The following is a 24,035-nucleotide window of genomic DNA, read 5'->3' on the forward strand; positions in this document are numbered from 1 at the left end:
GAGGCTGCGGCAAAGGATGTGATGTCGGCCCTTAGCGCCGGCCGCCGCTAAGCCTGAGCGAAAAACCCGCCTGACTTGATGGAAAGAACCAGGCCGTCGGTTTGAACCATCGCCATGCCCTCCACAGGCCGACTTCAACTTGGAACTATACTGGGACACCTGGAGGTGCCAATGGCCGATCACGAAAAACCGCATCCACTACGCCCGTTCCTGAAAAACTGGATTTGGGAGCATGGACGAATCGGCACTCGCTATCTGGACTGCGTCGATGGCGAGATCAAGTTCGACGAAGGCAAGAAATCGCATTTCGCAGCCGAGAAATACACCTACGTGCCCGTTGGTAAGGACGCTCAAGACGATGCATCCAAGGATAGTCCCGCGATCCAGGAAGCGGGACTCGCCCGATTTCTGCGAGCCGCGCAGTTGGGAACGCCAGCGGAAGCCGGTTCTGTAGCGGAGGTTCAACGCGCCGTGCAGGACTGCATCGAACTCGGCCTGTTCAGCGCATATCAACATGCGGCTCGTGAGGCATTGGCCCGCTACGCGGAAGAACCCATGTTCGAGGACGAGATCCGCGCGGCCGTTGTCGACGATATCCGGCGCATCTACGCCGGCATGCCGGAACAACTGGCGCTGTACGATTTCAGCGTGCTTTACGGCTTGCCCACACCGCTGCTGATCAGCGAGTCGCCCTTCATCGACTGGCGCGTGCGCATCAGCCCTGCACTCCCGTTTGTATCGCTTCCGCTGGGACCTTACTGCCTGCTCGTGGGCGCGCCGTCGGGCAGGCAGAGTCGCGTCGGCTCGGTGGTCTGGAAGGCCGCCTCCGCGCTGGGCCCGCTGAAGGACCATAACCGCCAGATCGCGGAGCACGCACGTCTGTGGCTGGTGGCGACGACTGATGATCAACTCGTCTCGGCGCAGGGCCGCATTGCCGCGACCGCGGGCTCCAGGCCAGAGGAGGCTAAGCGCTAAGCGCCCGGCAAACATCGGCGGCGAGGGAGTACTGGTGTGATGACGAACGCGAGCTGCTGCGCGCGCCGCGGTCGGCTCTAAGGGTTTGTACTTATTTCCACAACATTGTTTTGTTTTGCAGATACTTAATTGCGAGCGGCCCCCGGCCTAGACTGCAATCACTGAAACGCAAACGGGTGTTTGCGGACAAACAAAGTCTGGAGGTAAGCATCATGAAACTCGTTCAATCGCTCATCGTCGCAGCTGCTCTTGCAATTCCCGCCGTGTCGTCTTTTGCCCAATCGAACGACGCGGTCGCTCCGACCAATGTTCAGGCCGCACAAACTAGCCGTGGCGGCGTCGCTGACGGTACTTCAGCGTCAGGCAGCCATCCTCACCTGCGTTCGTTCGGCACCGCTGTGTCCCACCTGGAACATAAAATTCAAGGCTCCATTCGCCCCGATCCGAATGATGGAATGAAGCCCGTATTTTTCGGTGGCGCGTAAATCGACCGGATTGATTACAGTCTCGTGCAGCTGATTGGGCGGTGTGCAGACGTCGCTGGTCTGTTGAGGGAATAACGTTAAAACGCGCAGATTTATCTGCGCGTTTTCGCTTTCTGGAATCCGCCGCAGGGTTGTTGCGCTGAGTGACGGGTTTCGAGCGGATAGACCGACATCAACGGGTACGACCCGAGCCCGACGATTATCCGCACTGGTCTCGTTTCCCTGCTTGCTTTCAGCTGCGAGCTCAGGCGTGCGCGCGGGTTTGGCGCGCGGCCAGCCTCAGATGCTCGACACCATCGGCAAACGAGAACGTCACTTGCTGGCCAGAACAGCACGTTAAACGATACGATGCATGTCTGACCCGAAGAACACGCACGTTCGCGAAACCCGGGTCTGCAACTCAACTGATCTACCGAGCTCTTGACCTTGACTATCCATATTCGTCCCGCTCACGCAGCCGACGCCGCATTGATTCTTCGCTTCATCACCGAACTCGCGGTGTACGAAAAGGCGGAGCACGAAGTCGTCGCATCCGTGAAGGACATCGAAGCGAGTCTGTTTTCCGCAAGCGCCAGTGCGAAGGCGCTGATCTGCGAGATGAACGGCGAGCCCATCGGCTTTTGTGTCTACTTTTTTTCGTATTCGACCTGGCTCGGCAAACAGGGGCTTTATCTGGAAGACCTGTATGTGTCGCCGGCATCGCGCGGCAGCGGCGCGGGCAAACAGATGCTGCGCCACCTCGCGCGCATTGCGTGCGACACCGGTTGCGGCCGCTTCGAATGGAGCGTGCTCGACTGGAACGAATCGGCCATCGGCTTCTACGAATCGATCGGCGCAAGCGCGCAAAGCGAATGGGTGCGCTATCGGTTGGCGGGAGATGCGCTCAAGAAGTTTGCGGAGGGTGAAGCGTAAGCAGCGCGTTAGTTCGTCTGGGCCTCACTCATCCACCGCGCCATTCGCCACGGCGTTCACCTCGAACGCGTCGCCGGTGGCAAAGAACGTCCCGCCGGCCACATAGTGGCAGGTGCGCAAGTCCGGATCGTCGCCGAAATGCCAGCGGTTATTCGAGTACACGCGGCTATCCGCATACGCGGCGACAACTTCGCCGATGATCAGATCGTGACGCTGGCTATCGTCCGGAATCACCTTGCACTCCATCCACGTGATACACCCCGCGAGCATGGGCACGTCGATCTGTTGCGCGGGGAACGTCTCCAGGCCGAAGGCGGAGAACTTGTCGAGCTCGGTGCCCGCACTCGTGCCCACCGCCAACGTCTGCGCGGCGAATCCACGGCTCGGCAGTTGCAGTCCGAATACGCCGCTCGCTTCGATCAGTTGCCGCGTGAGGGTGCGGCTGTCCACAACCACGACCACCTTCGGCGGATTGAAGTCGAGCGGCATTGCCCATGACGCCGCCATCACGTTCGACCGGCCACCGTACGCACTGGTAATGATCGTGACCGGTCCATGATTGAGTAACTGCGTGGCCCGCGGCAACGCCACGGGTTCTCGGGTGACTTTCATACGTATGTTCCGCGTCAGATGAATGAGAGCGATTGTAGCGTTGGGGCTCGATGCGCGCTGCGCGTGCCATTCCCGTCGATCCAGGCGAGAATGAAACACCATCAAGCTCGTTGGAGAGGCCGTGCCCGTCGTCCGCCTGCATAACGCTGATAACCACATCGCCGTATTCGGCGAAGCAGCTCTCGCCGCCGCGCTCACGAGCTGACACGCAATGTTCACCGAATACATCGTCAAATGGAATCTGCGGCAGGACGGCGAGCCGATTCGCACGCATAGCAGCCGGCTGCTGCCCGTGCGCCAGAACGGCGTACCGGCAATGCTGAAAATCGCGCAGGAACCCGAAGAGAAATCCGGCGCGCGGTTGATGGTGTGGTGGGACGGCGAAGGCGCGGCCCGCGTACTTGCGCACGATAAAGACGCACTACTGCTCGAACGCGCGCAAAACAGTCACGCGCTGGCAGACCTGTCACGCACCGGCAACAGCGATGCCGACGACCGCGCCATCGACATTCTCTGCGCCACCGCGGCGCGGCTTCACGCGCCGCGAAGCAAGGCGCTGCCCGATCTGACCGGTTTGCCGCGCTGGTTTGCGAGTCTGCGGCCCGCCGGGCAAAACTACGGCGGCTGGTTGCAGGACAGCGCGACCGTCGCGCAAGCGCTGCTTGCCGCACCGCAAGACCCGGTGGTGTTGCACGGCGACATCCATCACGGGAACGTACTCGATTTCGGCCCGCGCGGCTGGCTGGCCATCGATCCGAAAGGTCTCTACGGCGAACGCGGATTCGACTACGCGAACATTTTCTGCAATCCCGACGAAGAGGTGGCGTTGATACCGGGATGGTTCGAGCGTCGCGTCGAACGGGTCGCGCGGATTGCAGGGCTCGACCGGCACCGTTTGCTGCAATGGATACTGGCGTGGTCCGGTTTGTCCGCGGCGTGGATTCTCGAAACGGGCGAGATGCCGGACATCGATACAGAAATCGGCAGACTGGCTGCCGGGGCGCTCAAGCGCACGTAAGGCAAATCAGGGCGGCAACCCGCGAGCCGCCGCCCGGCGTCCCTCAGTGGGGCGCTTTACCGTTGGGTATGGCGTCCAGTGGTTTGTGCTGTTCTTCGCCGAGTCCGGGGAAGAACGCGTTCCACGCGGCGCGCACGCCTTGGGCGGCGGTGGCCTCGGCGCCGATCGACTCAGCTTCGCCATCGCCGGCTTTCGATGGATCAGCGGACAAGCCGCGCCAGTGCGTAAACACGAGCAACGGTTTCTCGGTCCATGCGCCGTCGCCAAACTTTGCAAAAGCCGTGTCCCCGCTCGTCAATTGCACCTCATACCAGCCTTCACGGACGGGCGTGTGGGCCGCAAGCTCAAACCACGGGGTCGGTTCGATTTCCTTCATGTCGTCTCCGTTCGGATAAATCGTCATAGATAACTACAACAAAGGCATTCTTCATGCCGAGGCCAACCACGGCCTGCGGGCGCACGCCGCAAGGAAGCGCCTCGGGAGCACCGCATGTCACGCGATGTTGCAGTGCGGCGCGCGCGGCATGAGTTGCGGGCGATCCGTCGATCTCGCACACCTCGAAATCGCCGCGCATAAGCGACACGATAGCGCGACATGGGCCGCGCGGACAAACGCAAAAGTTATACGCGAAGCGTCGCGGCCGGCGCCGCGGTGCGCCGGCGCTTCGGCTTGCCGTCCATCTCGCCCGCGAGCCCGGCCAGCGCATGCACAGCGGGCGCAAGTTGCTCGGCCGGCGTATTGCCGTAACCGATCACCAATCCATTGGTCTCGGCGCGCGGCTGCAACGCGAAGCCGGACAGCGCGCGCGGATTGAGCCCTTTGGCAAGCGCGTGTTCAGTGAGGACTCGATCGTCGATGCGAGCCGGCAGGCGCAGCGTCAAATGCATGCCGCAATTCCCACCAAGGATTTGCGACGCCGCGAAATGCGCGGTCAGCGCGTCGCGCAACGCCTGCTGGCGCTCGCGATACAGGCGCCGCATGCGCCCCAGATGGCGCCCGAACTCGCCGCTCTCGATGAAATGCGCAAGCGCCAGTTGCTCCAGCCGGTGCCCGCCGCGCAGCATCTCCTGCAAAGCGACAGCGGTATGCACGGCGATCGCGCGCGGCAGCACCACGAAACCGGTGCGCAGCGCGGGAAACATCGTCTTGCTGAACGAGCCGACGTACAACACCGGCGCGTCCTCGACCAGCCCTTGCATGCTGGCGATCGGCTCGCCGGTGTGGCGGAACTCGCCGTCGTAATCGTCCTCGATCAGCCACGCGCCGCTCTGCCGCGCCTGCGCGATCAATTCCAGGCGGCGCGCCACGGACAGCACCGAACCCGTCGGATACTGATGCGCGGGCGATGTGTAGATCAGCCTGGGCGGCTGCGTGCGCCACGCGTCGGCCGGCACTGCCATGCCTTCGGCGTCGACGGGCATGGGCAGCGTGGTCAGGTCGCCCTGATTGAACGCGGCCTTCGCGCCGCGATAACCGGGATCCTCGACCCACGCGACCTCGCCGGGATTGGTGAAGAGTCGCACGCACAGGTTCAGCGCCTCCTGCGCGCCCTCGGTGATCACCACCTGCGAGCCTTCGCAGCGCACTCCACGGGCCATGCGAAGGTGCGCGGCGATCGCGTCGCGCAACGCCGGCTCGCCGGCCGGCGTGCCGTAGCCGAGCGCGAGGGGCAACGTGCGCTCCATCGAGCGTTCGAGCGCGCGCCGCCACGCAGTCACCGGAAAGCGGTCCAGCGCCGGCGTGCCCGGCGTCAGCGGCAAGGTGTTGTCGGCGTAGCTGAGCGTAGCCGCGAACTGCCCGACGCGCGCGGCGTAGGCCACGTCCGGCACGGCAGGCTGCGCTTGCGGCTCGCCACGCGCGGACGGGCTGGAGAGCGGACTCACGCGCGTGCCCCGCTGGTCGGCAACCACGTAACCGACCGCGGCCAGATGCTCGTATGCGATCACCACCGTATTGCGCGACACGCCCATTTCCGCCGCCAGCAACCGTGACGAAGGCAGCAGCGATCCGGCCGGCAAACGCCCGGCGAGAATCGCCCGCTGCAAGCGCTCGATCAACTGTTTTTGCAGCGGCTCAGGCTTCGCACTGCTGCCGGCGGCTGCCGATCGTAGCGGGCTGGTGAGCGGGCCAATGATCTCGATCATCGTGGCTGGATCTATCAAATGGGTTAGCGATGGATCTTTTTAACATACCACGTTTGCCGTATCGTTCTCCATCAACGACGATCATTCGCAACCGAGAGGAGAAGAGCCATGCAACCCAGACGCAACGCGTTCGAGCAGCCGATCGGCGCCCCCGTGCCGGGCTGGAACGGCGCTCAGGCGCCCGGCCGCGAGCCGCTGGTGGGGCGCTATTGCCGGATCGAGCCGGTGGACGTGGAGCGTCATGCCGAGGACTTGTACGAGGCGTACAGCGCCGCCGCCGATGGTCGCGACTGGACCTATCTGACAGTGGGTCCGTTCGAGAGTCTCGCCGCCTATCGCGAGCATCTGACGCGCGCCGCCGCGTCCACCGATCCGCTCCACTACGCCGTAATCGATCTGGCGACCGGCAAGGCAGTCGGCACGCTGGCGCTGATGCGCATCGACCGCACCAACGGCGTGATCGAAGTCGGCCACGTTACGTATTCGCCGCGGCTGAAGCGCACGCGCATCGCCACCGAGGCGATGTTCCTGCTGATGACGCAAGTGTTCGACAAACTGGGCTATCGGCGCTTCGAATGGAAATGCGATTCGCTGAACGGTCCGTCGCGCGCGGCGGCCTTACGCTACGGGTTCACGTTCGAAGGGATCTTCCGGCAGGCGATCGTCTATCGCGAGCGCAATCGCGATACTGCGTGGTTTTCAGTCATCGACAGCGAATGGCCCGCGCTGCGGTCCAGCTATGAGCGCTGGCTCGATGCCGGCAACTTCGATGCGCAAGGCCAGCAGGTTGAACGGCTGGCGGATCTGATCGCACAGCAGCGGGCAGCGGCGAGCAACGACGCGTAATAGGGCGCGTGTCGAGCCGGCCGGCAAACGGCTAGCTCGACGCAATCGGGCCGTAACAAGCCGCGTCGCCCGTCGCGCGGCGGCTCAGACCGCGGGTGCCGGGCGACGCAGCACGATGGTCGGTTTGCCTTTGTACGTGGTGCGAAGTTGCTCCCGATAACCGCACTTGTGGGCAACCCGCAGCGACGGCAGGTTTTCCGGCGCGACGATACAGGCCGTTTCGCCGCCCGGCCATTGCTGATCGGCCCACTCCAGCGCGGCACGCACGGCTTCGGTTGCGTAGCCGTGGCCATGCACGGCCGGGTCCAGTGCCCAGCCGACCTCAGGCGTTCCCATCAATGACGGCTCGATCTCGCGATGGTAGTCGGCAAAGCCGACTTCGCCGAGAAAGCGGCCGCTCTGTTTGTCCCGCACGACCCAATAGCCATAGCCGAGCATCGTCCAATGTCCCGCGTAGCGCAGCAGACGCGCCCAGACTTCTTCGCGCGTAAAGGGCTTGCCGCCGATGTAGCGGATCACCTCGGGATCGGACCACATCGCGTAGCTATCGAGGAAATCGTCGAGCGTGTGCGGACGCAGGGACAGGCGCGGGGTGGTGAGGAACGGGGGACGGGTGGACATTGCGTAGGAGCGGATAGTGGTTGGAGTGGCCCGGCAAGCAGTGCGCTCGATGATCGCAGATTTTTTCCGCGTGAGGGGCGTGGCCAAATTCCTGATCGCGCACGCCGCAAGCTATGGCAGGAGAGGAGACTTCGCCATACACTCCCCGGTACGTCTGCGCAACCGGGTCGGCGCGATAAGCGCATCGATACGGGTCGCGCGCCTCGCGCATCGTTGCGCCGCTCACCACGCTCCGCCGATGAAACTCCGCCCGCGCTACCTCACCGCGCTGATCGTCAACGTCGCCCTGCCCTGGCTCGTGTACCGGCTCGCCTTCCCGCACTGGGGCCACCTCGGCGCGCTGGCTGCATCGGCGCTGCCGCTGCTCGCGTGGATGAGCTGGGAGCTGCTGCGCTATCGCCATTTCGACGCGCTCAGCGCGCTCGTGCTGGTCGGCATCGTGCTCTCGCTGCTGGCAATGAGCATCAGCCTCGCCGGCAACACCCGGCTGCGAGCGATCGAAGAACCGATGGTATCCGGCATGGTCGGCGTGTCGTTCCTGGTATCGCTCGCGCTGCCGCGGCCACTGGTGTTTTATCTCGCCCGCTCGACCATGTCACGCGAGGATTATCGTAGCGTCGAGAGCTTCGAGCGGCATTGGCGCGAGCGGCCCACGCTCGTCGCCTATATCCGCCTGATGACGCTCGTGTGGGGCATCGGCATGACGGGCGAGAATGTCCTGCGCAGTCTGATCGTCTGGCAATGGCCCGGCGACCCGCGCTCAGCCATCGCCTCGAATGTGCTGAGGTACGGCGTCTATGCCGGCCTGACGGCCTGGACTTTCTGGTGCCGCCGGCTCATCAAACGCGACGCGCTGCGCTATCCGGACGACACCGTGAGCGAGGCAAACCACCTCGCCAGTTGACCAGCACCACCTTCACGCCAGTTCGAGAAAACGCGCCAGACAAGGATTGCGATTCGCCGGCGACCAGGCCAGCACCTGCTCGATCAACGGCGCATCGACCAGCGGCCGGAACACCACGCCCGCGAGCTGCGCCTTGCGCATCGACGCCGGCACGAGCGCCACGCCCACCCCTTCGTCGACGAGACTCAGCACCGTTTGCTGCAACTGCACTTCGAAGCGTATGTCGGGTTCGAAGCCGCCGGAGCGGCAATGTTCGAGGATCGTCGCGCGCAAAATGGGTGCTACTTCCGCCGACGCGAGCACGAACGGCTCGCCCGCCAGTTGCGCGATCTTCAGGCGCCGCGCCCGGGCGCGTGGATGGCTGCGCGACAGCGCGACACACAAAGGCTCGCTGACAATCGTGCGCGTGGCGAGCCCTTTGTCCGGCACGTTGGGGAACATGATGGCCGCGTCGATGTGGCCGGCGAGCACCTGTTCGGCGAGATCGTTCGAGACGACCTCGCGGAGGTTCAGCGCGACTTCGGGAAACGCGGCACCGAAGGCCCGCGCATAGCCCGGCACGGCGCTATACGCCGCACACATTGTGAAGCCGATGGCGAGCTTGCCCGCATCGCCCTGCGCGGCGGCTTGCGCGTTACTGACCGCCTGTTCGACGGCGGCGAGAATCGCCTTCGCGTCGGCGTAAAAGCGCTCGCCCGCGGCGGTCAAGGTGACGCTGCGGGGACTGCGTTCGACCAGCGTCACGCCGACGCTCGCCTCCAGCGCCGCCAGTTGCCGGCTCAACGGCGGCTGCGACAGGTTCAGACGCGCCGCCGCCCGGCCGAAATGGCGCGTCTCGGCAAGCGTCACGAAGTAGCGCAGCGGCTTGATATCGATCACGATGCACTCACGCGAAAACGACAATGCAAAAAAGGTATTATCGGGTGCGAAAAACAGTATTGGATTGTATCAACGCCAGTCATTAAGCTGGCGGATTGCCATTTTTTTCCGAAATTTTCCCGCGTCGATGTTAGCCACCCTCGAGATTCTGCTTCCCGTCTTCGGCCTGATTTTCGCGGGTTTTGCATGCCGCCGGCGTAACGTGCTCGGGCCGAACTCGGCGTCGGAACTGAACCGCTTCGTGGTCTGGCTGGCATTGCCGGCGTTGCTGTTCGACATCATGGCGCACGCCACCTGGCAGCAGCTCTATCAACCGGCCTTCGTCGCCACATTTTCGATTGCGTGCGTCAGCGTGTTCGTGCTGATTCTCGCGCTGCGCCTGATAAACGGCCGGCATCTCGCCGATGCGAGCGTGGATGCGATCGCGGCCTCGTATCCGAACACCGGTTACATCGGCTTCCCGCTGGGCGTGATCGCGTTCGGTCCGGCCAGTCTGACGCCGACCACGATCGCCACGATCCTCGTCGCCTGCGTGCTGTTCGCGTTTGCGATCGTGCTGATCGAGGTGGGCCTGCAGAGCGAGCGCACGCCGCATAAGCTGGCTCTGAAAGTGCTGGGATCGCTGGCGCGCAATCCGCTGATCGTGTCGCCGATTGTGGGCGTGCTGTTTGCCAGTCTGCATGTCGCGATGCCGGCCAGCGTCGAGACTTTCCTGAAGCTGCTGGGCGGCGCGGCGAGCCCGTGCGCGCTGGTGAGCCTCGGCCTGTTCCTCGCGGAAAAACGCCCGTCGGAGGCTGGCGCTCGCGGCATTTCCTGGTTGCTGACCGGCGTCAAGCTGCTGGTGCAGCCGGCGCTGACGTGGTGGTTCGCGGCGCGCGTATTCGGACTCCCGCCCACACTGGTCGAAATGGCGGTCGTCCTGGCCGCGCTGCCCACCGGCACCGGCCCGTTCATGCTCGCCGAGTTCTACGAACGTGAAGCGCACATCACCTCGCGGACGATCCTGCTGTCGACCGTGGGCTCGATCGCGACCCTGTCGTTGCTGTTGCTGCTGATGGGCCATCGAACCTGAGCGCATCTGAGCGCGCCGGCCGGCGCGCGAGTATCCGGCGGCGCGCGCCTCGCGTTATGCTTCGAACACGGACCGCCGCGGTCCGCGACCTTCTCGCGCGAAGCCCGAACCGACCCGCCGTGCCCAAAGCCCGCCCACCCGAACTCCACGACGACGCCGACGCCCGTTCGCTCGCGCGGCACTATCCGCGCGGGCTGCGCATCGACCCGCATTCGCACACGTGGGCGCAGGTGCTGTATGCGGTATCGGGCGTGATGTGGGTGGAAGTCGGCCGCGAAGCGCTGGTCGTGCCGCCGCAACGCGCGGTCTGGCTGCCGGCCGGCACGCTGCACTCCATCCACATGATGAGCGAAGTGGAAATGCGCAACCTCTACCTTCACGAGCGCAACGTCGGCCATCTGAGCCGGCGCAGCGACGTGTTCGAGGTGAACGGCCTGCTGCGCGAACTGATCACCTCGATCGCGGAATACGAAGGCACCGGCGCGCGCAATCAAACCTATCTGGACACCGCCTACCGTCTCGCCATGCTGGAACTCGGGCACGCGCCGCGTTCGTCGCTGCGCATCGCACTGCCCGATGCTTCGGACCGGCGGCTCGAAGCGCTATGCCGCGCGGTGATCGACAATCCGTCGATCACGATCAGTTTCGAGCAGCATGCGGCATCGGTCGGAGCGAGCGTGCGGACGCTGGCGCGACTCTTCACACGGGAGCTGGGCGTCGGCTTTGCCGAATGGCGCCGCCAGGTGCAACTGGCGGTCGCCGTTTCCTGGCTCGCCGAGGGACGCCCGGTGAGCAGCATCGCGCGCTCGCTCGGTTTTCAGCCGAGCAGCTTCAGCGACATGTTCCGGCGCGAACTGGGCGCGCCGCCGACCGGCTTCGATCCGGGCGGCACGCTGAGCGAAGCGGCTTACGCCGTCTCGCCCGAACCGGTGAAAAGCAGTCTTCGCTGATCACCTGTGCAGTCCGTAGCACCGAGCACAATCCGCACCGCCACGCGCGCGAGGGATCACCAAACCGCCTTGTCCGAAATTCGAAAGTCTTTGTCCTAATGCCTTAGTGCCGGTCATCTAGACTAGGTTTCACCAGCTGCGCGAAACAGCCCTGAATCCAGCAAGGAGCGACATACAATGAAAGCCATCCAGTTCAAAACTTTTGGCAGCCCCGAGGTGCTCGAACACCTGGATCTGCCGATGCCGCAAGCCGATGCGGACAACGTCGTGGTACAGGTCAAAGCGGCCTCGGTGAATCCGAGCGACGTCAAGAACGTCTCCGGGCATTTCGGACACACGGTCCTACCCCGCACGCCGGGGCGCGACTTCAGCGGCGTGGTGGTGGACGGCCCGCAAACATGGCTCGGCGCGGAAGTGTGGGGCACGGGCGGCGACATCGGCTTCACGCGCGACGGCACACATGCCGAATTCATCAAGGTGCCGCTCGCGGCACTCTCGCGCAAACCCAGAACGCTGAGCCACGCCGAAGCCTCCGCGATCGGCGTGAACTTCGTGGTCGCGTGGCTCGGCACGGTCGAGTACGCGCACCTGCAAGCGGGCGAAACCATCGCGGTGATCGGCGCGGGCGGCGGCGTGGGCGGCGCGGTGGTCCAGATCGCCAAGGCACGCGGCGCCCGTGTGATCGCCGTGGACCGTCATCCGCTCGACGCGGATACGCCGGCGGGCCGCCTGATCGACGACTACGTGCCGTTCGACGAAAACGTCACCGATCGCTTGAGGGCGCTGACCGGCGGCGCTGGTGCGGACGTGGTGTACGACACAGTCGGCGGCGTGGCCTTCGAGACCGCATTGAGCCTCGTCAAGCGACGCGGCCGCGTGCTGGAAATCAGCGCGACCGGCAAGCGCCGCGTCGAATTCGATCTGATCGACTTCTATCACAACGAGACCCAACTGCTCGGCGTGGATAGCGCGAAGCTCGGCGTTGCGGACTCGGCGCCGTTGATGACGGCGCTGGTCGAGGGCTTCGAAACCGGCAAGCTGACCGGACCGGTCATCGCGCAGGCCTTCCCGCTCGAACGTGCTCGCGAAGCGTACGACGCCGTTGCCGCCGGCACGCGCGGCCGGGTCGTGATCACGATGTAATCGCCGTCGCGATTGGCAGGCGTGGCGGCCCGCTTTTTTACGAGGCGTCTCACCAGGGTACAACAGTCATGAAAGCGTATTTGATCTCGCTGGCCGCCGGTGTGGTGGTCGGCCTTCTCTACAGCGTGATGGAAGTGAAATCGCCCGCTCCGCCGACCATCGCGCTGGTCGGACTGCTCGGTATGCTGGGCGGCGAACATGTGATTCCGTTGGTGCGCACGTGGCTGGCGTCGGGCATTCATTGACACGCTGCATGCCGCCGCGCGTCGTTCGCGTTGAGCTCAGCGCGTTGATCAAAAGAGCCAACGCGACCGCGTCTTCAGGCTCTCCAGGCCGTCACCTTTTCTGTCACCGTGCGCCGCACGCTAAGATTGAGCCCCGACGGGCCCGTGCGCCGTCCGGGAACGACAAGAAAAGCTTTGCCTCGGAGAATCAGATGCCTGAAGAATACGAAGTACATGGTCCGCACGACCATGCCGTGGAACACGCGGGCCATCATGACGCGGATCCGTTCGCGAGCCGCATGGCCGTGATCACGGCCATCCTCGCGACGATCGGCGCGCTGTGCGCCTATCAGAGCGGCAACAGCGAAAACCTCGCGCTGTACTACAAGAACGAGGCCGCCATCAGGAAGACCGAAGCGTCGAACCAGTGGAACTATTACCAGGCGAAGGGCGAGAAGGAAAATCTCGCTGAACTCGGCGCCGCGCTGTCCGCCGGCAACGCGGATGCGCACGCGAAATTCCTCGCCGACGTCGACAAGTACAAGCAGCAGAAAGAGCCGATCCGCGCGAAGGCTGAAGCGATCGAAAAGGAAGTCGTGGATAACGACGCCAGAAGTGAAGCGCTCCTGCACGGCCACCATCGCTGGGCGCAGGCCACCACGCTGATTCAGGTGGCGATCGCCCTGTGCGCGATCACGTTGCTGACCCGCAAGAAATGGCTGCGCAATCTCTCGTTCGTGGTGGCGGGAGCCGGCGTGATCACCGGCGCCCTGGCGTTTTTCTCGGCTTGATGGATGCTTGATGGATGAGTGTTAATACTGTTTTGCACGCCATCCCGCCCCGATCAACGCGGGCATTAAATAGATAAGCGCCGCGCGGCTTCATGACATAAATTAAGGATGCCGTATTACTGTTCTCGCTTCCACGGCGAGCACCGCATCCGGCACGATCTGTCATGGAGGAATCGCTGTGAGAGAAACTACTGAATTGTCAGGCGAGGTGGCGGCCGCCAACCTCGAGGAAAGCATTCTCCTTCCCCAACTCGGCTGCCCCGCGGGCAAGGTCGGCATAGCGGTCGGCGATATGCTGGAGCGCTCGAATCGCGCGGTTATCGCAACGTCGTTCGATCTGCTCGATCTGCACGCAAACGAGCGTGTTCTCGAAGTTGGCCTCGGCAACGGCGGCCATATCGCCTACGTGCTCGGTCAGGCCGCGCGGTTGCGCTTCACCGGTATCGACCTGTCGCCCACCATGATCGCCGTCGCTCGTTGCCGCAACGCGGCTTTCGTGCGCGACGGCCAGGTCAGACTCGAAACGGCGGATGTCGTCGCCATGCCATTCGCAGCCGCCTCGTTCGACAAGGCAGTCACGATCAACAGCACCTATTTCTGGTCCGACCTGACGGCCGGCCTGGCGGAAATTCGTCGTGTGTTGCAGGTGGATGGCACGCTGGTAATCGCGGCCATCACGCCAGAGGCCGCCATCGAGATGCCTTTCGCCGAGTACGACTTCACCGTGCATGACGCAGCGGCACTGGAGGCCGCCTGCGTGGCCGCGGGATTCGATCGGATCGGCATTACCCGCTATGTCGAGCCGCTCGGCGACCCGCCGCAAGCGTATGGCCCGCGTGAGTTTTATCTGCTGCGGGCGTGCGCCGTCTGACACGGCGTTCTGCGCTTGCATCGCATGCCGTCAATCTCGATGCGCAATGCCGCGCGCGCGTTCGAGCAACAACTCGCGCTCGCGCGCATTGCGCGTCATGCCGGCAGCGCGTTCGAATTCCGCACGCGCCTCTTCCTCGCGGCCGAGTTTCGCCAGCAGGTCGCCGCGCACGCTCGGCAGCCAGTGGTAGTTCGCGAGCGCGGCGTCGGCTGCCAGCACGTCGACAATCTCCAGACCCGCAGCCGGACCGCATGCCATGCCGACCGCTACCGCGCGGTTCAGCTCGACCACCGGCGAAGGCGCCACCTGTGACAGCGCGTCATACAACGCCACGATCTGCACCCAGTCGGTGTCGTCCGCACGACGCGCACGGGCGTGGCAGGCCGCGAGCGCCGCCTGCAGCGCGTAGGGGCCGCTCGCGCCGCCCAATGCATGCGCGCTGTCGAGCGCGGCGAGCCCACGGCGGATCAGCAGCGGATCCCAGCGGCCGCGATCCTGATCGAGCAGCAGCACGGGGCGGCCCTGCGCATCCGTGCGTGCATGCGTGCGCGACGCCTGAATCTCCATCAGCGCGACGAGGCCGTGCGCTTCGCTTTCATCGGGCACGAGACCGCTCAGCACGCGGCCAAGCCGCAGCGCTTCCTCGCATAGCGCCGGACGCATCCAGTCGTCGCCGGCAGTGGCCGAATAGCCTTCGTTGAAAATCAGATAGATGACCTGCAGCACCGAGGCGAGCCGTGGCGCGCGCGCATCCGCCTGGGGCACCTCGAACGGCACCCTGGCCGCCGAGAGCGTGCGCTTGGCCCGCACGATTCGCTGCGCGATGGTCGGCTCAGGCACGAGAAACGCGCGCGCGATTTCTTCCGTGGTGAGGCCGCCTAGCAGGCGCAGGGTGAGCGCGACGCGCGCGTCGGCGGACAACACCGGATGGCACGCGGTGAACACGAGTCGCAGCAGGTCGTCGCCGATATCGTCGGCGCGGGCGGCATCGAGGGTATCGACGAAATCGGGCACGAGATGAGCCTCCCGCGCGTCGAGATCGTGACCCAACTCCTGATGCTTGCGAGCATGCAGCGCCTCCTGGCGCAAGCGGTCGAGAGCACGGTTCTTTGCGGTCGCCATCAGCCACGCTCCCGGATTGTCGGGCACGCCCGCATCGGGCCAATGCTCGAGCGCGGCCACCAGGGCGTCTTGCGCCAGCTCTTCGGCGAGCCCCACGTCGCGCACGATTCGCGCGGCGTGGGCGATGACCTTGGCGGATTCGATCCGCCAGACTGCCTCGATGGCACGGTGAGTGACTGTCGTGGTCACAGCCTCAGCCCGCCGCCCTGGCGTTCGGATCCATGTAGATGAGCTCCCAGATGTGGCCGTCGATATCCTCGAAGCCGTGCCCGTACATGAAACCATAATCCTGCGGCGCGCGCGGGACCGTGCCGCCGGCGGCGAGCGCCCTGGCGACCAGCGCATCCACCTCCTGCCGGCTTTCGCACGACAGGCCCACCAGCGCTTCCGTGCTCTCCTTCGGGTCGCACAGCGACTTGCGCGTGAACGACTTGAACAGCTCCTTGACCAGCAACATCGCGTAGATGCTTTCCCCGAGGATCAGGCAGGCCGCCTGCCCGTTCGTGAATCGCGGCTCGAAGCTCAACCCGATCGCGCTAAAAAAGGCCTTCGACCGTTCGAGATCGTCCACCGCGAGATTGACGTAGATCTGCTTATGCATGATGCAGTCCGTTGATGAGGTTGTAGCCGGACGGCTTCAGCGCACCACGCCCAGTGCGTCGCGCCGCTTCAGCCGCCGTGCGCCGCGTTCAGCGGAGTTCCGGTCGGTCGCGCCTCAGCGCTTGCCCGCTTCCAGTTCGCGGAACCGGTCCAACTCGGGGCCGGGTTCGAAGTTGTCGAGTTCGAACAACTGACGCACTTCGATTTCGCCGTCGGCTTGCTCGCCAAAAGGCGCCGGAAAGCGCCGCGCCCATTCCACGGCTTCTTCACGCGAGCGCACCTGGATTAGCGTATAGCCGGCAATCAGCTCTTTGGTTTCAGCAAACGGTCCGTCCACGACCGAGCGCTGGCCGCCGCTGTAGCGAACGCGCCAGCCTTTCGAGCTCGGTTGCAGGCCGGTGGCGTCGAGCAGCACGCCGGCTTTGGCCAGTTCTTCGTGATAGGCGCCCATCGCGGCCATGAGGGACGCTTCCGGCATCTCGCCGGCTTCGCTGGCAGCCGTTGCTTTTACGAGGATCATGAATCGCATCGCCGTTACTCCTTTTTGTTGTGAGACGGAAAGCCGCGCACGTTGCTGGACTTCTTACTCACACGACGAACAATGCGCTGGCGGATCGACAAGCGCGTCGATCCGCCAGGGAAAACCCCGAGAACACATGCTGTGGATGCGCGAACCGGCTAGGCGAAACAAGGCCCGAGCTTGCGGACTTCGACCGTGCACCACGTTGCCGCGGGGCAGGCCTGCGCGATTGCCACGGCTTCTTCGCGGCTCTCGCAATTGAGCAGGAAGAATCCGCCGACCATTTCCTTGGCTTCGGCGAAGGGGCCGTCGAGCAGCTTCGGCTGGCCGTCGCGGACCTGTACGCGCACGGCGTCGCTAGAGGACGTAAGCGATTCGACCGCGAGCAGTTTGCCGCGCGCTTTCAGATCGGCGGCGAAACGGACCATCTGGTCGTAAACTTCGCGGCCCGCAGTTTCACCGCGTTCAATGCGCTGATTCGGGGGTTCGACAATGAGCAGCATATAAGACATGGCGTCTCCGATTTGATCGCGCCGCAGACGTGAACGCCCTGGAAGCGTAAGAGGCAAAAATCGCGCTCGCGGTGAGTTGGCGAGAGGCAGTCTAACAAGCATGAAAGACTCCGGCAAACCTGATCCGGCGCTGGCGAGGCACTCAGCCAGACGCCTTACGGAGACCCGTAATATCCGCGCGGCATAGTCAATGTTTTTTTACCGCGCGACACGATAGTGCCGTGTTGAAGTATTCTCCCTTCGCGCTAAAGATGCGTCGTGAAAATGCCGTTTTATCGTTTTAGCAGGCGCGGGGAATCAGCTTTCAATTTAACGACGCCGCACGATTCGGATCGTGCGCAATCATCGGCAAAAGCTGCCGGCCATCTATAACCATTCACAAGCAATCGAATAATCAAAGCGTCGGGGAAATTCATGCATCGATCGTTAGTGCGCAGCAGCGTTGCCGCCGCTGTGGCGTTTGCCTTTTTCCAACTCAGCGGTTGTGGAGGCGGCGGCTCCGGTTCGGGATCGTCGAACCCGCCTGCCGTTACGGCGACCGCAGTCGGCGGGACCGTGGCCGCGGGCAGCGCCCTGGTCGGCGCGAACGTCACGCTGATCGATGCGACCGGCGCGCAGGCCACCGCGACCACCAACGCGCAAGGCGCGTACTCGATCCCGGTGAAGGGCATGACCGCACCGTTCCTGATCATCGCGAGCGACGCCGCCCGTCTGTCCGCCCCGCTCGTCTCGGTGCTCGCGCAGTTGCCGACCGGCACCGCGCCGGCTGTCGTCAACGTCACCACGCTGACCACCGCGATTACGGCGATGCTCACGGCCTCGGGCAACCCGCTCGACCTTGCGTCGACCGCGGCGCTGACCAAGGTCACATTGCCCGCCGTGCAGATCGCGACCATCACGCTCGACACGATGCTGGCGAACATCCTCGCGCAGAACGGCTTGCAGTTGGCCGGCTTCGATCCCATCGGCGTAGCGTTCACACCGAACCATACCGGCGCGGACGCGGTCATCGACACGGTATCGCTCGTCACGTCCGCTAACGGTGGCTTATCGCTGCTGTCGAATGCCGCGCCGGGCATGACCGTGGCGCTGAACAACAAGACCGCGCAATCGGTAACGCTCGCCGCGCCGCCAGTGGCCGCGAATTATCTGGCCCCGCTCGCGACGCTGCTCACCGCCTGCGCGGCAAACGGCACGCTCAACACGTCGTGCTCGCCGGCCATCGACGCCACGTATCTGGAAAACGGCTCGACCGATCTCGCCGTCGGCCACGGCGTGACGGACGCGGCCTTGACCGGCGCCGTCTTCGGATCGCCGAAGACGCTAGCCTTCTTCACGCGCAACGGCAAACAGCTGGCGCTCGTGCAATTGCCGTTCACGCTCGCGAGCGGCACGGCGGCCGGCGTGCTCTACAGCATCGCGCAACAACGCGCGACGCCCGTCACGCTAGCCGACGGCACGCAGCTTGACTGGGATCTGATCGGCAATCAGTCGCAATTCGCGGTGTCGATCGACTCGCAGATCGCGCGGCGGACTTTCCTCGATTCGAGACTGAGCGACGTGAACCGTTATGAGTCGGGCCTCACGATCGCGATCCCGACCGCGTCGAATCCCACGGTTTATTCGGCCTCCGTCACCGGCCCCGGTCTCGCCGCGCCGGTCTGGCTGATGCAGCGCGATACCGTGGGCAGCAACACGCTGGGTCTCTCGGACGCAGTTCTGAACGCCGCGCCGGTGTCGCCTGCCACGACCAGCAGCAACACGTCGCTGTACCGCTGGTCATGGCAATCGCTTTCGTCGACGGCGAACTTCACGGCGCCTGCCGCGAGCGGCTATTACTCGCCGCAATCAATCGATGCGAGCGGCGTGCCGCTCTATTCGACCTACACGGTGACGTTCTACGACAGGAATGGCGCGCAACTCGGCCAGTCGTCGATCATCAATCCAAGTAGCCCGCTGAGCGCGGCGGCTGGCAGCTCGGTCGCATGGCCGACGCTGCTGCCGGATTTCGCGACTGAATTCCTGACGCCGGCCGGCTCGCTCGCGGGCACTCAGTACGCGATGAGCGTGACGTGGTCGAGCCTCGTGAACGGACGGGATCTCGCGTATCCGGTGACGTCCGTGCAGATTCAGGCAACCGGTCTGACGGCCTTGGGTTCGGTAACGGAAGTGGACGGCTTTTCTGTCGGCGCGCCGAACAACACTACGTTCGGCCAGTATCAAACGACGGTGAGCGCAAGCGTCGATTCGCTCGGCGTGGTGACTTGCTCGAATTGCCCATTCCCGCCGCTGATCTCGGGGAATTCGCGGCTCGTGCAATTGAGCGGCGGGCAGAACGGGATCGCGTTCTACGACATTACGAAGTACAACGATTAGCGCCACGCAACGGCGCATCTGCTCGGCTGAACGAAAAAACGCCCCACGTGGGGCGTTTCATTTGTGTGCCGGAGAAAGGCGAAACCCGTGCGGGCGACTCAGACCACGGCTTCCGCAATTGCCTGAACCTGCGCGGACCTCATCAATCCCTCTATCATCCTGGCTTCCGCGCTCGCAATCTCGCTCAACGATGCCACGCTCAGTTGGCCGTCGAGAATCGCCAGCGCCGTGCACAGGCGGGCGTATTCGCCATGTTGCAGTGCCCATGCGCCTTCGCCGTGTTCACGCGTGTCGATCTGAACCATCGCCGCATGCGCACTTTCGATGTCTGACAGCACGTCCTCGCCGAGGCCGAGCCGCGCGAGCTCTTGCGACACCAGCAAATGCCGGCTCAAGGTCATATGCAGATTCCGCGAGCCGTGGCCGTGCCGGAATGCATCGAGGGCGGTATAGCACTGCAGAAGCATCGCCGACGTAACCGGCTCATGGGCAGTGCGGCTATAGGTCAACGCGCGCAACAGCGGAGACATGGCCGACTGGTTGTGCCTGCGGACTCGCGATTTACTGGACATATCGGTTCAAACTCCTTCTCTAGCTTTCGGCTTCGCCACCGGATGCGTTTGCTCTACGGTGGCAAACGCCGCCGATACGCCGGCGGCTTGACAGGCCCTAATGTGAGTCTGTGCAGCCATCATGGCAAGCAACTATTAAGACAGACTTAAACTACATCAAGTCCCGTTCATGTGCAGCGTCTCACACCACGCGGCCGGCCGGGTGTCGAATATTCACCGACAAAACCGCAAAACGCGATGCAACGCCCGCATATCGGCTCGAACCCGCCAATTGCAAGTCGTGCCGCGCAACGAGACGAAAAAAACCCTGTTCCCGCGAAGGAACAGGGCCGGACAGGATGGAACAGTCGTACTCGCGCGTGGATGCTTGCCGACTTTTACCCACCACAAACTATCAGAGCTGCTACTTGAACTACATCTGCAAAGCTGTTGTTACTTGAACTGCCACTGCATCACAACCTGGTCCCTCGCCTTCAACATCACCTGGCTGCAACCCCCTGCTGATTCACGCGCTAATTGCATGGATCGCGCGCTATTCGCATTGCTTCTACTACCTACTGCGTTACTGCTCCGCCGCGTTCGACAACCGCGGCAAACTGCCATCAACGGTACGGTTCAAAACAACGCGGGGGAAGACCGCGTCGATGGGGCTCGGTCATCTGTCGCTCCATGAAAAACAGTGTATGCGCGCACTTGCGAATGCAATTGCGCGAAGCGAGGGGAATTGGCAGGCCAGTTTGGCGAATCGGCGTAACAGGCCGATTTCCTCAGACGTGAACGGATGCGCGCTGCGCCGCCCACAGCGATAAATGCGGCTATTTACTGCGCGGAATCGTTGCCGCCGACTTCAGCGGCCGGACCTATAGGAAGTGGATCGAACCGGCAAAAATCGGCAAGGTTCAGCGAGCAGCGGCACCTTCACCGTCGCTTGCTGAATCTCGGGGATGTACGGTTGCACGACGACATATCACGCGAACGCAAACGAAACGCGCGATCGCATCGAGCTGGCTCGTCAACCCCGGGCGGCAAAATCGGCGATCGTCAGCAGCACTTTTTCGCCCGGACGTGCCAGCATTTTTCTTTCCGCCACGGCGGTAATGCGCTTGCGTCCGTCCGCGAACGTCTTCAAGACGCGTTCCTCGCCGGCGTCGCGTTGCAACCAGAAATGCTGTTCCAATGCCTCACGCGTGACGGCGCACTCGAGATCCCGTCCTCGCGTCGAAAGCTGGAAAATCACCGCGCGTCCGTCTGCCGAGACGCTTGGTTCGAGCTCGATAATCTCCATAGCCCACCTCGCAAAGTTCGTTAAGCCGCTCGCCGTGTTGAACGAACGACACCGGAAGAAACTGAATAGCTACGCAAAGCCACAGTGCGCACCTCGCCATGCGGAAAACGTCGTGAACCAGGAATACGGCGGCCGGCGCTCGTGGCAATGCCGCGCGCATGGCAAAGCGCAGACAACCGGTGTCGGGATAAAAGACGAGCGTCATCGCGTCGCCATCAACCCCGTACGTGACAATGTGTGGTTTCGTCGTATGCAGCATGTGTCGTTGTTATGCCAGACCGGCATCGTTGCCTGACGGTTCGGCTTCGAGCCCACACCGCCAGCAATTCGCGGATGAGGCAAAAGCAAAGCACATGCCAATCAACGCAAACCGCGCAGCATGAACCGTAGCGCGCACACCGCAAACAGGCCGCGCCCCGCGTCCGGCGCGCCGCAAACATCGGCCGCGCCTGAGGCGGCGCGCGCGCGAGCATGCGAATCCGCAACCGCGTGGACTGCCCACTTTCGGCATTGGCGCGACCGGTGAACAGTCAGGTCGAAAGGCACAAACATAACCGCGTGGTAAAAAAGCGCTGCTGGCGCGACAATTCACGACCATTCTTACTAGCCGCCGGCACACCGGCAACGTGACCCACATGTCCGTTCAAGAACCTGCTTTCACCCTGCGCCCGGCACTCGACACGGACGAGGCCTTCCTGTTCGATCTGCGCAAGGCGACCATGACGGAGCACCTGGCGCGCGTCGGCGAACCATCGGACGATATCGAGCATCGCGCGCGTCTGCTGCATCGTTATGACACGGCGCGCGTGATTTGCATCGACGGCGAGCCGGCCGGTTTGCTCAAAGCGCATCGCACGGAAGCAGAATGGGTCGTCGTGCAATTGCAGATCACGCCATCGCTTCAAGGGCGCGGCATCGGCGAACGCGCGCTGCAATCGGTGTTGCGCGCCGCGCAAGCCGACGCGTTGCCAGTCACCCTCAAGGTGCTCAAAGGCAATCCCGCGCAGCGCCTGTACGAACGGCTCGGCTTCGAGATCGTCGGCGAAGATGACAGACAGTTTTACATGAGCCGCGCGCCACGCGCGTCGACGGAAATTGAAGCAGAATGAATGTCGGATAAAGACTGATACGCAACGGACCTGTTATGACCTTTCGCGACACCTCCGCCATCGCAAGCTGGCATGCCCACGTGTATTTCGATGCGAGCAGCCGCGACGCCGCCTGGACCTTGCGTGAGCAGATCGAAGCGCGCTGGAGCGGCAAACTGCAACTGGGCCGCTTTCATGAGCGCCCGGTGGGACCGCATCCCATGTGGTCGTATCAGCTCGCGTTCACGCAGGAGCAGTTCGCCGACCTGGTGGGCTGGCTCACGCTGAATCACGGCGCACTGGATATCTTCCTGCACCCGAATACCGGCGACGCGCTCCGCGATCACCGCGACGCAGCCGTATGGATCGGCCATTCACACGAACTGGTACTGAGCGCGCTGAACTGAGCGCCGTGAATGCGACGCGCAGCGAACTGGATAGCACGTCGCCCCTTGCACGTCACATATTCGAATACGAACTGCACCAGCCGCGCGCGGCGACCTGCTTGTCGCCGAACAGCGTGCAACCGCCGTATGCGTCCGTGGCTTTACCCTGGAACAGCGAGCAGTTACCGCAGGTTTGTCCGGCGGCGTAGCCGGAGAATTTCGCTTTGTCGACCTTGGAAGCGTCCTCCTTATAGCCGACGGCTTGCGCCTTCGGATCGCTTTCGCTGAGCGTGTTCGCAGGCTCGGCGAAGGCAGTACGGGCGAGTGCGAGCGCTGAGCCCGCGCTCACGCCCAGCAGCAGAAAATGGCGGCGCGATGTTTTCATATAGGTCCGATTGGGGGTGGGGACTTGCCTCGATCGCGATCAATTGCCGTCAATCGAGAAATCGCGTGAACCGCTCAACCGGTTCGCGCTCGGTGCGCAACGTGTTGACCAGCGCGCCTTCGTCGGCGAAACCGAGCGACATGCCGCACACCAGTTGTTCTTCGGGCGGCAAGCCGAGATGCTCCGCAATCACCCGATGAAACTGCGTAAACGCCGCCTGCGGACAGGTATCGAGACCACGGCCGCGCGCGGCCGTCATGATCGCCTGCAGGAACATGCCGTAGTCGAGCCAGCTGCCGCGCTCCATGACCCGGTCGATGGTAAAGAACAAGCCCACCGGTGCACCGAAGAAGCGGTAGTTCTGAGCATGCTGCTCATGCATGCGCGCCTTGTCGCCCTTCGTGATGCCGAGCAGGCCATACAGATCCCAGCCGATTTTGCGGCGCCGGTCGATGTATGGTGAAACCCATTGATGCGGGTAGTACGGGTACTCTTCCTGGTACAGCGCATCGCGCTGCGGATCGTCGTAAGCGGCAAGCAAGGCCTGCGAAAGACGCGCGAGCGATTCGCCCGTCACCACGTAGACTTTCCACGGCTGCGTATTGGTGCCGGAAGGCGCGCGGCTGGCGGCTTCGAGAATGGCTTCGATATCGGCGTGCGGCACCGGTGTGGGCAGAAAAGCCCGAATGGAACGCCGCGTGATGAGCGCGGTGTCGACGGCGTTAGCGGGTATGGTCATCG

At 63.6% G+C, this 24,035-nt stretch carries 29 protein-coding genes; 16 read left to right on the top strand and 13 right to left on the bottom strand.

The annotated features are described in order from the left end of the window. Positions 1–171 precede the first annotated feature (171 nt). From PDMSB3_RS35000 to PDMSB3_RS35010, 3 genes are all read left to right on the top strand, one after another. Positions 172–975, top strand: a complete 804-nt coding sequence (locus tag PDMSB3_RS35000) for a hypothetical protein (protein ID WP_007178482.1) — start codon at positions 172–174, stop codon at positions 973–975. Positions 976–1,187: 212 nt separating this feature from the next. Further along, entirely contained in the window at positions 1,188–1,460 is a 273-nt protein-coding gene (locus PDMSB3_RS35005) for a hypothetical protein (protein WP_165189515.1), read from the top strand. A 426-nt stretch (positions 1,461–1,886) separates the two neighbouring features. Further along, positions 1,887–2,372, top strand: a complete 486-nt coding sequence (locus PDMSB3_RS35010; protein WP_165189516.1) for a GNAT family N-acetyltransferase — start codon at positions 1,887–1,889, stop codon at positions 2,370–2,372. 24 nt (positions 2,373–2,396) lie between these two features. Here the strand turns inward: PDMSB3_RS35010 and PDMSB3_RS35015 are convergent, their stop codons facing one another. After that, positions 2,397–2,984 carry a flavin reductase family protein gene (locus PDMSB3_RS35015; protein ID WP_007178485.1) on the bottom strand — a complete coding sequence of 196 codons (588 nt, stop codon included), beginning with the start codon at positions 2,982–2,984 and terminating at the stop codon, positions 2,397–2,399. Positions 2,985–3,195: 211 nt separating this feature from the next. Between PDMSB3_RS35015 and PDMSB3_RS35020 the strand changes: the two genes are divergently transcribed. Further along, on the top strand, positions 3,196–4,002 hold the full coding sequence (locus tag PDMSB3_RS35020; protein ID WP_007178486.1) for an aminoglycoside phosphotransferase family protein: 807 nt from the start codon (positions 3,196–3,198) through the stop codon (positions 4,000–4,002). A gap of 43 nt (positions 4,003–4,045) precedes the next feature. Here the strand turns inward: PDMSB3_RS35020 and PDMSB3_RS35025 are convergent, their stop codons facing one another. Together PDMSB3_RS35025 and pdxR are read right to left on the bottom strand one after the other, a co-directional pair. Next, the gene (locus tag PDMSB3_RS35025) at positions 4,046–4,378 is read right to left on the bottom strand and encodes a hypothetical protein (RefSeq protein ID WP_007178487.1); all 333 of its coding nucleotides are present in this window, start codon (positions 4,376–4,378) and stop codon (positions 4,046–4,048) included. Between the two features lie 245 nt (positions 4,379–4,623). Further along, positions 4,624–6,147, bottom strand: coding sequence for a MocR-like pyridoxine biosynthesis transcription factor PdxR (pdxR, locus tag PDMSB3_RS35030; protein WP_007178488.1), 1,524 nt, complete (start codon positions 6,145–6,147; stop codon positions 4,624–4,626). Positions 6,148–6,255: 108 nt separating this feature from the next. Here pdxR and PDMSB3_RS35035 point away from each other — a divergent pair, with 108 nt between their 5' ends. Then, a complete protein-coding gene (locus PDMSB3_RS35035; protein ID WP_007178489.1) occupies positions 6,256–6,993 on the top strand; it encodes a GNAT family N-acetyltransferase in 738 nt (245 codons plus the stop codon). Positions 6,994–7,077: 84 nt separating this feature from the next. On the opposite strand, the gene PDMSB3_RS35040 is transcribed toward PDMSB3_RS35035, so the two are convergent. Further along, positions 7,078–7,614, bottom strand: a complete 537-nt coding sequence (locus PDMSB3_RS35040) for a GNAT family N-acetyltransferase (protein ID WP_165189518.1) — start codon at positions 7,612–7,614, stop codon at positions 7,078–7,080. A 238-nt stretch (positions 7,615–7,852) separates the two neighbouring features. On the opposite strand from PDMSB3_RS35040, the gene PDMSB3_RS35045 reads away from it, so the two are divergent. Continuing rightward, positions 7,853–8,518 carry a VC0807 family protein gene (locus PDMSB3_RS35045; RefSeq protein ID WP_035516841.1) on the top strand — a complete coding sequence of 222 codons (666 nt, stop codon included), beginning with the start codon at positions 7,853–7,855 and terminating at the stop codon, positions 8,516–8,518. 12 nt (positions 8,519–8,530) lie between these two features. Here PDMSB3_RS35045 and PDMSB3_RS35050 read toward each other — a convergent pair whose 3' ends face one another. Beyond that, entirely contained in the window at positions 8,531–9,397 is an 867-nt protein-coding gene (locus PDMSB3_RS35050) for a LysR family transcriptional regulator (RefSeq protein WP_007178492.1), read from the bottom strand. A 127-nt stretch (positions 9,398–9,524) separates the two neighbouring features. On the opposite strand from PDMSB3_RS35050, the gene PDMSB3_RS35055 reads away from it, so the two are divergent. The 6 genes from PDMSB3_RS35055 to PDMSB3_RS35080 all read left to right on the top strand — a co-directional run bounded on the left by PDMSB3_RS35055 (position 9,525) and on the right by PDMSB3_RS35080 (position 14,448). Next, positions 9,525–10,469, top strand: a complete 945-nt coding sequence (locus PDMSB3_RS35055) for an AEC family transporter (RefSeq protein WP_007178493.1) — start codon at positions 9,525–9,527, stop codon at positions 10,467–10,469. A 119-nt stretch (positions 10,470–10,588) separates the two neighbouring features. Next, a complete protein-coding gene (locus PDMSB3_RS35060; protein ID WP_035516842.1) occupies positions 10,589–11,419 on the top strand; it encodes an AraC family transcriptional regulator in 831 nt (276 codons plus the stop codon). A gap of 177 nt (positions 11,420–11,596) precedes the next feature. Next, positions 11,597–12,562, top strand: a complete 966-nt coding sequence (locus tag PDMSB3_RS35065; RefSeq protein WP_165189520.1) for a quinone oxidoreductase family protein — start codon at positions 11,597–11,599, stop codon at positions 12,560–12,562. Positions 12,563–12,630: 68 nt separating this feature from the next. Further along, positions 12,631–12,807, top strand: a complete 177-nt coding sequence (locus tag PDMSB3_RS35070) for a DUF1427 family protein (protein ID WP_007178496.1) — start codon at positions 12,631–12,633, stop codon at positions 12,805–12,807. Between the two features lie 191 nt (positions 12,808–12,998). Then, on the top strand, positions 12,999–13,577 hold the full coding sequence (locus PDMSB3_RS35075) for a DUF4337 domain-containing protein (RefSeq protein ID WP_007178497.1): 579 nt from the start codon (positions 12,999–13,001) through the stop codon (positions 13,575–13,577). 178 nt (positions 13,578–13,755) lie between these two features. Continuing rightward, a complete protein-coding gene (locus tag PDMSB3_RS35080) occupies positions 13,756–14,448 on the top strand; it encodes a class I SAM-dependent methyltransferase (RefSeq protein WP_165189522.1) in 693 nt (230 codons plus the stop codon). Between the two features lie 30 nt (positions 14,449–14,478). Here the strand turns inward: PDMSB3_RS35080 and PDMSB3_RS35085 are convergent, their stop codons facing one another. The 4 genes from PDMSB3_RS35085 to PDMSB3_RS35100 form a co-directional block, all read right to left on the bottom strand. Then, complete coding sequence (locus tag PDMSB3_RS35085; protein WP_007178499.1) at positions 14,479–15,759, bottom strand: RNA polymerase sigma factor; 1,281 nt, start codon at positions 15,757–15,759, stop codon at positions 14,479–14,481. A 4-nt stretch (positions 15,760–15,763) separates the two neighbouring features. Next, complete coding sequence (locus PDMSB3_RS35090) at positions 15,764–16,171, bottom strand: VOC family protein (protein WP_007178500.1); 408 nt, start codon at positions 16,169–16,171, stop codon at positions 15,764–15,766. 114 nt (positions 16,172–16,285) lie between these two features. Further along, positions 16,286–16,699: a YciI family protein gene (locus PDMSB3_RS35095; protein WP_007178501.1), complete on the bottom strand. Its 414-nt coding sequence runs from the start codon at positions 16,697–16,699 to the stop codon at positions 16,286–16,288. A 149-nt stretch (positions 16,700–16,848) separates the two neighbouring features. Beyond that, the gene (locus PDMSB3_RS35100; RefSeq protein WP_007178502.1) at positions 16,849–17,202 is read right to left on the bottom strand and encodes a YciI family protein; all 354 of its coding nucleotides are present in this window, start codon (positions 17,200–17,202) and stop codon (positions 16,849–16,851) included. 414 nt (positions 17,203–17,616) lie between these two features. Between PDMSB3_RS35100 and PDMSB3_RS35105 the strand changes: the two genes are divergently transcribed. Next, positions 17,617–19,578 carry a hypothetical protein gene (locus PDMSB3_RS35105; RefSeq protein ID WP_165189524.1) on the top strand — a complete coding sequence of 654 codons (1,962 nt, stop codon included), beginning with the start codon at positions 17,617–17,619 and terminating at the stop codon, positions 19,576–19,578. Positions 19,579–19,676: 98 nt separating this feature from the next. On the opposite strand, the gene PDMSB3_RS35110 is transcribed toward PDMSB3_RS35105, so the two are convergent. Then, positions 19,677–20,150: a hypothetical protein gene (locus PDMSB3_RS35110; protein ID WP_165189526.1), complete on the bottom strand. Its 474-nt coding sequence runs from the start codon at positions 20,148–20,150 to the stop codon at positions 19,677–19,679. Between the two features lie 1,012 nt (positions 20,151–21,162). Then, the gene (locus tag PDMSB3_RS35115; protein ID WP_007178505.1) at positions 21,163–21,435 is read right to left on the bottom strand and encodes a DUF1488 family protein; all 273 of its coding nucleotides are present in this window, start codon (positions 21,433–21,435) and stop codon (positions 21,163–21,165) included. A 112-nt stretch (positions 21,436–21,547) separates the two neighbouring features. Here PDMSB3_RS35115 and PDMSB3_RS35120 point away from each other — a divergent pair, with 112 nt between their 5' ends. The 3 genes from PDMSB3_RS35120 to PDMSB3_RS35130 all read left to right on the top strand — a co-directional run bounded on the left by PDMSB3_RS35120 (position 21,548) and on the right by PDMSB3_RS35130 (position 22,930). Then, on the top strand, positions 21,548–21,730 hold the full coding sequence (locus tag PDMSB3_RS35120) for a hypothetical protein (RefSeq protein WP_035516845.1): 183 nt from the start codon (positions 21,548–21,550) through the stop codon (positions 21,728–21,730). A 340-nt stretch (positions 21,731–22,070) separates the two neighbouring features. Further along, on the top strand, positions 22,071–22,544 hold the full coding sequence (locus PDMSB3_RS35125) for a GNAT family N-acetyltransferase (RefSeq protein ID WP_007178506.1): 474 nt from the start codon (positions 22,071–22,073) through the stop codon (positions 22,542–22,544). A gap of 35 nt (positions 22,545–22,579) precedes the next feature. Then, positions 22,580–22,930, top strand: a complete 351-nt coding sequence (locus PDMSB3_RS35130) for a DOPA 4,5-dioxygenase family protein (RefSeq protein WP_007178507.1) — start codon at positions 22,580–22,582, stop codon at positions 22,928–22,930. Between the two features lie 52 nt (positions 22,931–22,982). On the opposite strand, the gene PDMSB3_RS35135 is transcribed toward PDMSB3_RS35130, so the two are convergent. Continuing rightward, complete coding sequence (locus PDMSB3_RS35135; RefSeq protein WP_007178508.1) at positions 22,983–23,294, bottom strand: high-potential iron-sulfur protein; 312 nt, start codon at positions 23,292–23,294, stop codon at positions 22,983–22,985. A gap of 49 nt (positions 23,295–23,343) precedes the next feature. Next, positions 23,344–24,033, bottom strand: coding sequence for a nitroreductase (locus tag PDMSB3_RS35140; RefSeq protein ID WP_165189528.1), 690 nt, complete (start codon positions 24,031–24,033; stop codon positions 23,344–23,346). Positions 24,034–24,035 lie beyond the last annotated feature (2 nt).

Origin of the sequence: Paraburkholderia dioscoreae, from assembly GCF_902459535.1 — a bacterium.
Classification (GTDB): Bacteria; Pseudomonadota; Gammaproteobacteria; order Burkholderiales; family Burkholderiaceae; genus Paraburkholderia; species Paraburkholderia dioscoreae.